The organism is Citrifermentans bremense, assembly GCF_014218275.1.
Lineage (GTDB): Bacteria > Desulfobacterota > Desulfuromonadia > Geobacterales > Geobacteraceae > Geomonas > Geomonas pelophila.
Genome location: NZ_AP023213.1, coordinates 1,909,401 through 1,921,638, shown reverse-complemented (window position 1 = coordinate 1,921,638; position 12,238 = coordinate 1,909,401). Strand labels below are relative to the sequence as shown.

General features: G+C 59.2%; 16 protein-coding genes. 3 read left to right on the top strand and 13 right to left on the bottom strand.

The genetic code is table 11. From position 1 onward, the window contains the following. Positions 1–40: 40 nt before the first annotated feature. The 3 genes from GEOBRER4_RS08565 to GEOBRER4_RS08555 form a co-directional block, all read right to left on the bottom strand. Positions 41–262 (bottom strand): YtxH domain-containing protein, encoded by a 222-nt coding sequence (locus GEOBRER4_RS08565; protein WP_185245041.1) that lies wholly within the window; start codon positions 260–262, stop codon positions 41–43. Positions 263–595: 333 nt separating this feature from the next. Next, a complete protein-coding gene (locus tag GEOBRER4_RS08560) occupies positions 596–1,114 on the bottom strand; it encodes a ferritin (protein ID WP_185245040.1) in 519 nt (172 codons plus the stop codon). A gap of 149 nt (positions 1,115–1,263) precedes the next feature. Then, positions 1,264–2,040 carry a slipin family protein gene (locus tag GEOBRER4_RS08555; RefSeq protein WP_185245039.1) on the bottom strand — a complete coding sequence of 259 codons (777 nt, stop codon included), beginning with the start codon at positions 2,038–2,040 and terminating at the stop codon, positions 1,264–1,266. Positions 2,041–2,176: 136 nt separating this feature from the next. On the opposite strand from GEOBRER4_RS08555, the gene GEOBRER4_RS08550 reads away from it, so the two are divergent. After that, positions 2,177–3,550 carry a sigma-54-dependent transcriptional regulator gene (locus GEOBRER4_RS08550; protein WP_185245038.1) on the top strand — a complete coding sequence of 458 codons (1,374 nt, stop codon included), beginning with the start codon at positions 2,177–2,179 and terminating at the stop codon, positions 3,548–3,550. A gap of 21 nt (positions 3,551–3,571) precedes the next feature. Here GEOBRER4_RS08550 and GEOBRER4_RS20360 read toward each other — a convergent pair whose 3' ends face one another. Next, positions 3,572–3,850 carry a hypothetical protein gene (locus GEOBRER4_RS20360; protein ID WP_185245037.1) on the bottom strand — a complete coding sequence of 93 codons (279 nt, stop codon included), beginning with the start codon at positions 3,848–3,850 and terminating at the stop codon, positions 3,572–3,574. Between the two features lie 56 nt (positions 3,851–3,906). Here GEOBRER4_RS20360 and GEOBRER4_RS08540 point away from each other — a divergent pair, with 56 nt between their 5' ends. Then, positions 3,907–4,044 carry a hypothetical protein gene (locus GEOBRER4_RS08540; protein ID WP_185245036.1) on the top strand — a complete coding sequence of 46 codons (138 nt, stop codon included), beginning with the start codon at positions 3,907–3,909 and terminating at the stop codon, positions 4,042–4,044. Positions 4,045–4,088: 44 nt separating this feature from the next. On the opposite strand, the gene GEOBRER4_RS08535 is transcribed toward GEOBRER4_RS08540, so the two are convergent. Then, positions 4,089–4,355, bottom strand: coding sequence for a DksA/TraR family C4-type zinc finger protein (locus GEOBRER4_RS08535; RefSeq protein WP_185245035.1), 267 nt, complete (start codon positions 4,353–4,355; stop codon positions 4,089–4,091). A gap of 258 nt (positions 4,356–4,613) precedes the next feature. On the opposite strand from GEOBRER4_RS08535, the gene GEOBRER4_RS08530 reads away from it, so the two are divergent. Continuing rightward, entirely contained in the window at positions 4,614–5,051 is a 438-nt protein-coding gene (locus GEOBRER4_RS08530) for a PaaI family thioesterase (RefSeq protein WP_185245034.1), read from the top strand. A gap of 97 nt (positions 5,052–5,148) precedes the next feature. On the opposite strand, the gene GEOBRER4_RS08525 is transcribed toward GEOBRER4_RS08530, so the two are convergent. From GEOBRER4_RS08525 to GEOBRER4_RS08490, 8 genes are all read right to left on the bottom strand, one after another. Then, a complete protein-coding gene (locus GEOBRER4_RS08525; protein ID WP_185245033.1) occupies positions 5,149–5,655 on the bottom strand; it encodes a hypothetical protein in 507 nt (168 codons plus the stop codon). 39 nt (positions 5,656–5,694) lie between these two features. After that, positions 5,695–6,459, bottom strand: a complete 765-nt coding sequence (locus GEOBRER4_RS08520) for an undecaprenyl-diphosphate phosphatase (RefSeq protein WP_185245032.1) — start codon at positions 6,457–6,459, stop codon at positions 5,695–5,697. A gap of 129 nt (positions 6,460–6,588) precedes the next feature. Further along, entirely contained in the window at positions 6,589–6,999 is a 411-nt protein-coding gene (locus GEOBRER4_RS08515; RefSeq protein ID WP_185245031.1) for a hemerythrin domain-containing protein, read from the bottom strand. A 252-nt stretch (positions 7,000–7,251) separates the two neighbouring features. Continuing rightward, entirely contained in the window at positions 7,252–7,977 is a 726-nt protein-coding gene (locus GEOBRER4_RS08510) for an FkbM family methyltransferase (protein ID WP_185245030.1), read from the bottom strand. A 60-nt stretch (positions 7,978–8,037) separates the two neighbouring features. Further along, a complete protein-coding gene (locus GEOBRER4_RS08505) occupies positions 8,038–9,297 on the bottom strand; it encodes a glycosyltransferase family 4 protein (protein WP_185245029.1) in 1,260 nt (419 codons plus the stop codon). Further along, positions 9,294–10,265 (bottom strand): polysaccharide deacetylase family protein, encoded by a 972-nt coding sequence (locus tag GEOBRER4_RS08500; RefSeq protein ID WP_185245028.1) that lies wholly within the window; start codon positions 10,263–10,265, stop codon positions 9,294–9,296. The genes GEOBRER4_RS08505 and GEOBRER4_RS08500 overlap by 4 nt, the downstream gene beginning before the upstream one ends. Then, positions 10,265–11,509: a CgeB family protein gene (locus GEOBRER4_RS08495; RefSeq protein WP_185245027.1), complete on the bottom strand. Its 1,245-nt coding sequence runs from the start codon at positions 11,507–11,509 to the stop codon at positions 10,265–10,267. The genes GEOBRER4_RS08500 and GEOBRER4_RS08495 overlap by 1 nt, the downstream gene beginning before the upstream one ends. Continuing rightward, complete coding sequence (locus tag GEOBRER4_RS08490; RefSeq protein WP_185245026.1) at positions 11,506–12,234, bottom strand: FkbM family methyltransferase; 729 nt, start codon at positions 12,232–12,234, stop codon at positions 11,506–11,508. Before GEOBRER4_RS08490 ends, GEOBRER4_RS08495 begins: the two co-directional genes overlap by 4 nt. Between the last annotated feature and the right edge of the window lie 4 nt (positions 12,235–12,238).

The following is a 12,238-nucleotide window of genomic DNA, read 5'->3' as shown; positions in this document are numbered from 1 at the left end:
CGTCAATTGTCAATTGTCAATCGTCAATTGTCAATTGAGTTTAGATCCAGCAGTCCCCGCCGTCGTAGTTGAGGTCGTTGTTGGCCCCCTTCCCTCTTTTGACGCACACTTTGAGTTTGTTCAGCGCCTCTTCCTTCGCCTCACCCAGCTTCTCGCGAACCTCGCGGCCCGTCTTAGGAGTAAAGAGGAGTGCGGCGCCTGCAGCCACAGCGGCCCCAGCCAGGAAGGCCAGCAGTGCGGCCTGTTCGCTTTTTTTGCACATGACGTATCGCTCCTTTGGTTCTGGAAGTTAACCACCCGGAAATTTTGCAGATATTCTTATCACATTCGGCGACGCAATAAAACCCCCAACCTGTACCGCCGCGATTTTTCTTTTCAGAATGCAACGGTGTTAGATGATACTATCGCCTGTACTGACAAAAGCTGAAGGAGATATGCATCTTTTGCTTGAGGAAGAACCGTTTTTTCGCGACCTGCGCCCTGCTGGACAGCGAAGATAGAGATGGTCAAGATGCGACCGTAGCGGCAACGGCTAAAAACAAGAGGGGCCCGCAGCTGCAGGCCCCTCTTGTTGCAGTACCCTCCCCTGTTCCCCTTACGGCGCGGCCGTAGCTGGAGGCGGCACGAACACCCTCGCGGCAAGCTCGGCGTCCAGCATAAGCAAGCCCTGCCCGTTGTCCCCTATCAGCTTCAGCTTCCCGATGATGTCCCGGTCGTTCTCCTCTTCCTCAATCTGCTCGGTGACGAACCACTGCAGGAAGATCACCGTGGCGTGGTCCTTCTCGGAAAGCGCAAGGTCGGTAAGCTCGTTGATCGACGAGGTGATGAACTGCTCGTGAGACAGGGTCTGTTCGAACATCTCCAAAAGGTTCTTGAACTCGGTCGGTGGCGCCGCTATGGCGGCAAGCTCTGTGTGTTCGCCGCGGCTGTTTATGAAGTTGTAGAACTTCATGGCATGAACCATCTCCTCCTGGTACTGCACCATGAACCAGTTGGCGCTTCCCTTGAGCCCGATCGAGGCTGCATAGGAGGACATGGAAAGGTAGAGATAGGCAGAGTAGAGCTCGTTGTTGAGTTGTTTGTTCAAGGCGTTGCACAGTTTCTTGCTCAGCATGGTAAATCCCCCTTTTATTGCATCTCAAACAGTATCAGTGCTTATAGCAATGATATCTCATCGGTTCATCAATACAAATACGTATACAGTGTCAGTTAGCGTCCCCGGCTACAAATATGCGGTTGCCTTTACCGGAGTTCCTACCCCAGTTAATCGCTCTTCTTAACTTGGTCCCAGCGATCCATGAAGATCTTGATCAGGTCGATGGGGACCGGGAAGATGGTGGTCGAGTTCTTCTCGGCCGCAATCTCGGTCAGCGTCTGCAGGTAACGCAGTTGCAGCGACATCGGCTGCTCCACCATCACCTGGGCCGCCTGGGCCAGCTTTTCCGAGGCCTGCAGTTCCCCTTCGGCGTGGATCACCTTGGCGCGGCGCTCCCTTTCCGCCTCGGCCTGCTTGGCAATGGCGCGCTGCATCTCCTGCGGCAGGTCTATGTTCTTCACCTCGACGGTCGAAACCTTCACCCCCCAGGGTTCCGTCTGCCGGTCGAGGATCTCCTGCAGTTCGCGGTTGATCTTCTCCCGGTTGGCCAGAAGCTCGTCCAGGTCCACCTGCCCCAGCACGCTGCGCAAGGTGGTCTGCGACAGCTGGCTGGTGGCGTAGAGGTAGTTTTCCATCTCCACCACCGCACGCACAGCATCCACAACCCTGAAGTAAATCACCGCCGACACCTTAACCGTGACGTTGTCGTGGGTGATAACGTCCTGGGAAGGGACGTCCATCGCCACGATCCTGAGGGACACCCGAACCAGCCTGTCGATTCCCGGGATGATGAGCACGATCCCGGGGCCGCGAACTTTCTTCACCCGCCCCAGTCTGAAGAGAACCCCCCTCTCGTATTCAGGTAGTATGCGAATGGCATTGGCCAGAAAACCCACCACCAGGACAAGAACGAACAAAAACGGGAACAGATCGAACACGTTCATGATCCCCTCCGGGAAAAAGTTGTAGGCACAAAGGCCCGCCAAAGTATAGCTGAGCAAACACTTCAGTCAAATTGGCGGCTTGCCAAAAAGCGCCATCCGTGTTATTGAAGAAACCTCTAACAATGGGAACCATCGTATGAAGCAGAACATAAAGATACTGGTGATTGAAGACGACGACAGCAGCCGCGAGGCTCTGCTCATCCTATTGAAGTCGATCGGCTTCACGGTGAAGGGATGCAGCAGCGGCCAGGACGGTCTGGCCGTGCTTTCGGGCGAACCGTTCGACATCGTCATCACCGACCTGTTTCTCCCCGACCTGAACGGGATCGACATCCTGAGCCGGGTCAAGGAGAGCTCCCCCCGCACCGAGGTGATCCTGGTGACCGGGTACGGCTCCGCCGAGACCGCGGTGCAGGCGATGAAGAAAGGGGCATACGACTACATCACCAAGCCCCTGAACATAGAAGAGCTGCGCATCATCATAGACAAGGCCCTCGAGAAGGGGCAGCTCGTCAGTGAAAACGTCTATCTGAAAAAGCAGCTCAGGGAGAAGTACGAGTTCGCCAACATCATCGGGAACTCCCAGGCGATGCAGCAGCTCTTCTCCAGGATGAAGAGGATCATCAAGACCGACTCCACCGTCCTCATCCTGGGAGAATCCGGAACGGGGAAGGAGCTCGTCGCCAAGGCGATCCACTTCAACGGCAACCGCAAGGACAAGCCTTTCATAGCCGTCAACTGTTCAGCCATCCCCGAAAACCTGCTGGAGAGCGAGCTCTTCGGGCACGTCAAGGGGGCTTTTACCGGCGCCGTCAAGGAGAAGGTCGGCAAATTCGAGGCCGCGAATTACGGCACCATCTTCCTCGACGAGATCGGCACCCTTCCCATGCATCTGCAGACCAAGCTCTTGCGCGTGTTGCAGGAGCAGGAACTTGAGCGAGTCGGCTCCAACAAGCAGATAAAGCTCGACGTCCGGGTCGTCTCCGCCACCAACGTGAACCTGGAGGAGGAAGTCGCGCGGGGCAATTTCCGCGAGGACCTCTTTTACCGGCTCAACGTAATCCCCATCGTGATCCCCCCCCTGAGGGAGCGGATCGAGGACATACTACCCCTCACCAAGCACTTCCTGGAGAAGAACTGCCGCTCCATGCAGCGCCCCATCATGCACATCGACAAGGAAGCGCTGGAGGCGCTTGAGGCGTATCCCTGGAACGGGAACGTGCGCGAACTCGAGAACATCATCGAGAGGATCGTGGCACTGACCGAGGGAGACCTGATCACGCTCAGGGACCTGCCGGCGAACATCGTGAAGAACTACGTCGAAGGGACCCCCACCAGCGTCACCCCCGCCGGCATAGACATGGTAGCCGCCATCAACGAGATAGAGAAGCGGATGATAGGAGAGGCGCTGCAGTTGGCCGGCGGAGTGAAGGCGCGCGCCGCCGTCATGCTCAACATCAACAGGACCACCCTGGTAGAGAAGATGCGCAGGCTTGGAATACCGCTGTAGCCCTTCCCACCACCAGCCGCCCTAGCGAGTTTCGTCTCCCTTTTTCCTCAGAAGAGTCACCACAATTCCTAAAAGAGCTGCCACCCCCACCACCCAAAGGCCGGTCGGAGTCCCCGATACCTGCGGTAGTGTCAGCTTTCCGAAATCTGGAAAAGCTTTGAAGAACGGCTGGAGCTTCGGGAAGAGAGCTACGTAGAGACCCGCCCCGCATAACATTCCGATGACCCCGACCATGGCATCCCGGTGCCCTTCCCCCGAAGCGGCAACGCTTGTGCCGGGACAAAGCCCGAAGATCGCCAACCCTACTCCGAAAAGGACCCCACCCCAACGACCCTGGCGAGGGATGCCGTCTGAATGTGCAGCGAGGCGACGGCGGAAGCGACGAGGATGTTAACGCCGACGGTACCTACCGCAACCGCGCTCCCCATGAGCTTGCCGACAAGCTGAAACAGTTAAAGAGGTTGGACATGGAGCTGGAAAACCGCAAGCCTTAGCTCAACAGGCACGATCTAGTGGCTTGCATCAAGAAGGGGCAGATTCACTTAAGTTGACTGTCTTTGCTCCCTCTACGGTTGTAAAGTGACTCGGACTTCAGCTTCTTTTCGATCTCTGATTGGCAGCTGACGCAAAATCGGACTCCGGGAACCGCCTTGCGACGCGCTTCCGGTATGGCAGCCTCGCATTCCTCGCAGTGAGTTGCACTTTTGCCGGCAGGGAGCCGGCTTTTAGCCAACTGGACTGCCGATTCCACCGTAGCATCTATTTGTTCCTGCACCGCCCCATCGCGGGACCACCCGACTGCCATAACTTTTATTCCTCTTTATTGCTGACACACTCCCATCGCCTTGGGGTGAACCTAACCGTCTCGATCAGTATATCCTTCTGCTCCTGAAGATTGGGTTTAATTCTTTTCATGCTGAGCAAGTGCCAACAGGGCGTAAACTGACGTCGTTATCACACAGCTGTCGAAAATTAAGTAAAGCAAAAACATTGCACCAATGGGTGAGTTGGTAGTAACTTGTCGCGTCGCCACCATTTCCATTGTGCTCAGCAAGAGGGACCCATGTACGACTACGATGACGACATGATTATCGATCACCCGCAGTTTCAGCTTCCCACGTGGATCGCCTGCGCGCCTTTCGAAGAGTACCTAGGCATGCGCATCGAGGAGGCTAAGGACGGCCGGGCAATCTTGACCATGCCCTTCAAGCTGAAGCTCGCCCAGGGAAAGGGGCTTATGCACGGCGGAGCGGTTACCGCCCTAGCAGATACCGCCGTTGCCATGGCGATCAAGAGCATGGTGCCTGAGGGAACCGACTTCGTAACCGTGGAGATGAACCTGAAGTTCCTCGCCGCGGTACACGAGGGCGTGGTGCGGGCTGAAGCGAGGGCAATGAGGCAAAGCGAAAGGAAGATAATGGGAGAGGCCGAGCTCTTCAACGGCGACACGAAGATCGCCGAATTCAGTGCTTTGTTCATCATCAAGAAGGAAAAGCAGTAAACCTCACCAACAGCAGCTCAAAAGATATCTTACAGTTTATCCACTCCATGCCTGTAGAGCGCCTTTGATTGGAAATGCGCAAGCTTGACCGGCGGGATCAGATCTTCCGGCTGTCGTAGGCCCAATGCAGCAGGGCCTGGCGCTGCTTCCTGCGGCAGGTCAGCACCCCTTCCGGGCAGTTGTGCCGGATCTGTGCTATGTGCCGCACCATCGCCTTCCATCTCTTGATCTGCCGCTGGTCGTCCGGGCATCTCCTCCCCATGTAGTACCTGCAGTACCACTGGAACCATCCCCTCGGATCGACGCTGTAGATCCAACCCTTCTCACGCCAGTAGGAAAGCGGCTTCGAGGCGTTGACGCCGAAGAAGTTGTACTCCGGGACGTGACGCTCATGGCAGAGCCTCGCGTTGGCAAACCATTCCTTCGGGAATTCGCCGGTGCAGTCGGTGAGATACTTCCCGCCGAAGACCCCCAGCTCCAGCATCTCCTGCGGGGTCAGCTCAGGCTTGAACTCCGGATGGAAATTCTCCCCCACAGGCTCGGTCAGGTAGTAGACGTAGTTCTTCTGCATCAGGTCGTTCACGCAGACGCGGATCTTCTCCATGCAACGGTTCCTTTCAATGGTCGGCGCCGCTGAAGACGGCTAGGTGAGGAAAATCAGGAAGACGATGCCGACGGCTATGCGGTAGATGCCGAACGGGATGAAGGTGTGGCTGGTGATGATCTTCAGCAGCGCCTTGATGCCGATGACGGCGAAGATGAACGAGGTGACGAAGCCGACGGCGATGTTCTGCCAGTCCCCCAGGTGAAAGACCGCGTAATTCTTGTATATGTCGTAGCAGGTGGCGGCCAGCATGGTGGGGAGCGCTAACAGGAACGAGAACTCGGCCGCATCCTTGCGGTTCATCCCGATGACAAGCCCGCCCATGATGGTGGCGCCGGAGCGCGAGACCCCGGGGACCATGGAAAGGCTCTGGATCACGCCGATGGCGAAGGCCTGCCGGTAGCTCATGTGGTCGAGGCTGGCGGTGGAGGCGGGGCGGTTCTTCATCCAGATTTCGATGAGTATGAAGGCGATCCCCCCGGCGATGAGCGTGTAGCTCACCAGCGAGGGTTGGAAGAAGGACTTCACCGCCTTGTAGAGCAGGTATCCCAGGGCGCCGGTGGGAAGGAAGGCGAAGCAGACCTTCTTGAGGAGTTCTGGGCGGGCTAGGAGCTGCTTGCGGTAGATCTGCACCACCGCCAGCATGGCTCCGAGTTGGATGGTCACCTCGAACACCTTGTGCGCGTCCGACTGCTGCAGCTTCATCAGCGTGGAGGCGAGGATCAGGTGCCCGGTGGAGGAAATCGGGAGGAACTCGCTGAGTCCCTCGACGATGCCAAGAATTATTGCCTCGAATACATTCACTGGAACTCCCTGAGTAGCCCGCTTTTGGGCTTAGAATCAGTCGCATAAAATACCCCAGACAGCGAGGCATGTAAAGCGCGGGCGCAAGGGAGTTAAGCCCCATAGTTTGCAGGGAGACGAAAGCGAGGGTTAGAGCGGGTGCAACTTCTCGTAGGCGGGGTAGAGCGTGCTCTCCTCGCTGCGCAGCCTTCTGGCTAGGATGGAGTACAACCTGCCGAACGCTCTGGCGAACTCTATGTCTATGGCGGCGTCCGCCGGAGAATACTTGTCGAAAAAGGCGATAGCATCCGCCGTGATCTCCTGCATGTCCTTGGCGTAAAAATCGACCGAACGCTTCAGCGTGGCGTCGTTTACCGCGGCCTTGTTAAGGACCGGGTAGAGTTGGATATCCTCTTTCTTCAGGTGGGCCAGGAGTTTTCCCTTGGCCGCGATCAGTATCTTGTGGGCCTCCTGGTTGGTGACCTTGCTGTCCCTCACCTTGGCAAGCATCGCATCGATCTCGACATGGTCCTTTTTCAGCTCGTCTATCAATCTCGCCATCTGTCACCTCTCCTTTGAGCTGTCATTCGACGCGCCGCGCGGCGGCTGCAACCGCTTTGGCAAGCGTTCTTTTCAGTGACTGAACTATAAGCGCAGCGAGAGCTTAAGGATTTGATGCAGGTCAAGTAAACGTAAGTGAGAAGATCAGACGCCGGTGACGACCTCGCCCACCCGCGAGCCGGGCGGGATGAGGGTCGCTGCGGTATGAGGGAAAGTGTAATTATGGCAAGAGTGGAATTGTCATGGGAGCTCTTATTCGGTCCGGAAGAAGACACCATCGACCTGGTACGTTCTACCCGTGGCGTCGTCGGAGAAACAGGGGTTGAGGTCGTGGAGGGTGAATCCAAGGGTCTCGACTGTGTCGATCACCTCGCGGAACAAAGGCTCGCCGTCGTACAAGGGGTGCAAAGAGAGTTCGAGCTGTAGGCCACACACCTGTTGGAGGATACCTTGGGCACCGTGCAGCACCGGAAGCTCGTACCCCTGCACATCGATCTTCAGGAAGACCCTGTTGCCTGGAGAAAGGTAGCAAAGCGCGGCATCATCGAGCCGGTTTAGGGGGACCTTCTCCACTGCAACGGTTCTGACGCGCGGCTCCGCCTGCAGGTGAGCATCAGAGACGCGGAGCAGGGAACTGCTTTCCAGGTTGGCCGAGACGTTGATCTCGATCTCGCCCGTCTCCTCCCCAAGCGCCTGCCGCGGGGCGACAATCAAGGCAGGGTCCCGGCGCGCGATCTCAATAAGAGCAGCATGGGCTTGGCTCAGTGGATCGAAGCAGATGATCCTCCCCCGGTAGCCGATGGAGCGCAGGTGCCTTGCGAACTGGCCAGTGTTGGCGCCGACGTCCAGGACCGTATCTATCCGGTGATGCTCCAGCATTCGTGCGAGCCGCGCCGCCTCGGAGCGCGCCGGGCGGTAGGCGCGGATGTCGACGCCGAAGGCGCGGGCAAGACGCTTGATGAGAAAAGCGAAATCCACCTGTTGATCTCCTTGTTGATGCTGTTAGCCGTGTCTCAAAAAACAGATGTGGAACGGCCTTTATCCCGCGGTGCCTCCAGCGAGGATATCCCGGTAAAAGTCGAGGTGGCGTTGCGCGCAGAGCCTGATATCGAATTGTGTCTCGACCTTGAGACGGCAGGCCTTCCGTAGTGGGGCACCCCCCTCTGCCGCGCTAAGCAACCACACCATACCCTCCGCTAGCGACTCCGGGCTGAAGGGACGGGCGAGGTAACCGTCAACACCATGGGTAATGAGATCCGGCATCCCTCCGATGTCGAACCCGACGCAGGGGGTACCGCAGGCCATCGCCTCCATAACGGTGCAGGGAAGGTTCTCCTGCCGCGAAGGGGCGAGAAAGAGGTCGGCCGCGCTGTAGAGCCGGTTCAGATCCTGCTGATTCTCAAAGTAGCCAAGGTACCGCGTCGGAAGCCCAAGGTCGAGCGTTTGTTCCGGGACGTCGCGACCGAAGACAAGCAGCTCCACCTTCTGCCCCAACCCCGCCCGTGCCAGCTTTTCCAGCGCCGGCACCAGGTACTGCGCGCCTTTGTTGCTGTCGCTCAGGCCGCGCACAGCACCGAAGAGCACCAATTGTCGGTCCTCGGGGAGTCCCAGCGCGCGGCGTGCCTCCACCTTGTCCACCGGGTGGACCGACTCCAAATCCAGCCCGTTGGGGATCACCTCGATCCTGCGCTCACGGAACAGGGAGCTGTCGCCGGCGCACCGCGCCATCCAGCGACTGGGCGCGACCAGTGCCAGCGAGAGCTGCCGCCACGCCTTCTGCTTCCGGTTCCAAACCATCCGGGAGAGGTCAAACTCGTGGCGGGAAGAGAGTTGCGGACAGGCCCCGCAGGAGTCCATGTAGCGCCGGCACTCCTGCGGCACGTGGCACCCCCCTGTGAAGGGCCAGGAGTCGTGCAGGGTCCAGACCAGGGGACGCTTGAGGCGAGCAAGGGTCTCAAGCCTCAGGAACCCTCCCGCCACCCAGTGCAGATGCACCAGGTCGGGAGCGGCCAGGCCCACATCCCCCGCCAGCGAATCGGGAAGGAACGCCGGGGTGAAGGTGCCCCCCCTGCCGCGGCGGCTGGCCAAGGCGGGGAGCGCATCGAGGAAGTATCTCAGGAAGGCGAACTGCTGCCCGTGGCGGGGGAGCTTCGCTGTGACCCGCGTGTCGCTTCCCGTAGTCGTCTGCACCAGCATTCCGGACTCGGCCCCCTGAACCTGGAGCCCCTGGTGCAACCGCCTCGCGGCGTTAAAGGCGCCGCCGCCGCTATCGGAGGTAGAGAGGTGCAGCACTTTCATGAGAGCCAGAACCTTGAGAGTCGTTTTTTGAAGGTGTGGAGGTCCCAGTCGCGCACGACCTGACGAGGCAACTGTTGCGGATCGGTGCCGGAGCGCCACTGGCCCGGGAAGGCGGAACAGGTTCGCGCGAACCCCATCTCGCGGCACAGTGAGAGGGTCTCGGCCGTGTAATCGTCTCTGGTGCCGAAGGGGTAGGAAAAAACCTCAATTGGCTTTCCGCTCCATTGCTCAAGCCGCGCTCTGGACCCGGCGATCTCCTCGCGCTGTCGCGACACCTGCAGCACCGAAAGTGAGCTGTGGCTCAGGGTGTGGGCGCCGAGAGTCACCTCCGGGCTTGCCGCAAGCCTGCGCAGTTGCTCCACCGAGAGGGCCCGGTGGGTTTCCCGCCCGACGGCCCCCGTCCCTGCCCAAAGCCGCAGCCTTGCCAAGTGCTCCTCCCGCTGCTCCGGCAAATCTCGGCGCAGCAGCGGCAACAGCTCCCGGTAACAGCGGGCCCTCTGCGCCACAGTTGCGGTTTCCCAACGCCCACCCTCCCCCCCTGCCGTCAGTTCCAGGAACGTAGGGTACTCACGCTCCAAGAGGAGCAGCCTTTCCACCTCGTCCCACCAGAATTCGCGGTCGGTCCCGATGAGATCGGTGGCCACGAAGAAGGTTGCTGGAACTTGCAGTTCTTCCAGTATGGGAAGCGCCTCCAGCGCGTTATCGGCGTAGCCGTCGTCGAAGGTGATCGCCACCGCAGGCTTATCGACTGGCGCTTGCTCAAGCCGCACCAGGGGGAAGTTCTCCTTCAGGTAGCGCATCTGGTCGAAGAAGTTTCGCGGCGACACGGCTAATAGTTGCGGGTCGCTTTCCAGGTTGGTGACCCGGTGGTAAAGCAGGATCAGGGTCGGCGGACTCAGGCGGTTTTGCACGAGCCTTGCCGCCATCAGCAGCGGGGATCCCCCCATGCGGATCGCTTCCAGCAGCATCATGCCCCCTTGCCAGACGAAGGCGCCTGGATCCGCACCAACCGCTCGAGGATTTCAGCAAGCTTCGGCGCACGATGGGCAAAGGTGTAGTTCTCCAGGGTGCGGCGCTGCCCTGCCCTCCCCATCTCTTCGGCCGCGCTTTTATGCTCCAGAAGCCACTTCACCTTTTCTACGCACTCCTCGGCAGATTGGAAAACCGCCACCTCGCTGTCCGGCTCAAAGATCTCGTGCAAATTGCTCTTCCAGTCGCTCACCAGGCAGGAACCGACGCCAGTCACCTCGTAGAGTCTCATGTTGGACGCGAACTCGGGCGAGGAGTCGGCATGTATGTTGAGGGCTAGCAGCGAGTCTGCGAGCAATTGGAACATCTCCAGGCCGAATACCGGCGGTTTCAGGAAGGGGCGCAGCCGCGGGTTGACTGGCCGGCACTGCCCGGGCGTAAGCCCCGCAACCGCTCCGAGCAGCGGCAACCGCCGCAGTGTATTTTCAGATATGCCTAAGTGGGTGAGCCCCGTCATGCCAAGGTTCACTGCTACCTTCACCAGCGACCTCAGTTCCTCAACACCCGACCCCGAAGAAGTCGGGGAATGGATAGCCAAGGGCACCTGCCCGGCCAGCAGCTCCAAAATCTCGTCCCGCCGCAGGTGAAAGTCGTTGAAGCGCAGCAGTTGACCGACGAAGGAGATGTGCGCGCTCTTTTGCCGCTGCTCAAGGCGGCGGAGAACGGCTGGATCGAAGCTGTGCGGAAAGACGAGAGCAGGATAGCCGGCGTCTTTCAGGGTCTGCACCGATTCCGGCGCACATGAGAGGACCAGATCTAGGTCCCGCCATACCGGAGTCTTCGGCATGGCGCTCCCCACCCAACCCAAGGCCGCCTTGATGGCAGAAATCTCATGCCTGAGGGCTTTCAGAAAGGCCGGATCATGATCGTCGAACCAGACGAGGTCGGGCTGGAACTCCTTTGCCTGCAGGAGCGCGATCTGTTTCAAGTCGAGCTCGCCCCACTCCTTGATCCCCCGCTCCCTGGCCCAGGCGCGCTGCATCGGCTCCACGTTCCAGACGATGTCGCTGACCTCCCAGCCATAGGGAAGCAGCGCATCGCGCCAGCAGGCAGACCAGCCGAATGCATCCGCCTCGTAAGCCGCCTTCTGCTCGTCATAGCAGGAGGCACGAAGATCCGGACGCGAGCCGTAAAACGCCTGCAGATAGGTGGTATAGGATGAGGTGACGATCAGCAGTTTCAAGGAGCCACCTTCCCGTCTTCCCGTGCGAATCCCCAATCCTCTCCGTTTTGTGAGATGTGGAAGGAGCGCAGGCCTGCTTTTTCCAGCGCCTCGATGCAAAAGATGGTGTCTTTAACCCCTTTGCCGGGAAAGCGGTGGTGAAACTCGACCAGCAGCTGCTCCGCCCCGCCCGCCACGAGGGAACTGTTGAGAATGTCGGGGATGACGCCGTACTCAGCCCCCTCGATGTCCATCTTGAGCAGGTTGATCTTATCGTGGCCCAAAAGCAACATGATGGTCTCCAGGCGTCGCACCTGGACCTCTATAGCCTTTCCCGCTGTCGCGCGGCGCCTGAGCAGGGTGTGGCTCACCCACTCCGAGTTTTCGGGGGGATAGAAAAGCGCTGTCCCGTCGTAGTCCGCCAGGCCGTAGGGGTGGAAAACGAATTCGCCGGGTAAGCTCTGCCGTTTCACGAACTCAGCCGAGCGCGGCGTGGGGTCGAAGGCGTGGACGGCGACGCCGTACTTCTCGATGATGGCGAGGTCCCAGCTTATGTCCTCTCCGACGCCAAAGGAGTAGACGATCCCGCCGGGTGTGAGCCCCTGTGGACAGAAGGTCCAGGCACCATAGCTCGGGTCGCCAAGGGTCAATGTCGGGCAGGATAGCTCGGGCGCTTTGGGGAGGCGATGTCCGCGCGCAAATTCCAGCCCCTGTTTGAGCAGCAGTTTCACTCCGTCCAGGTCCAACCTC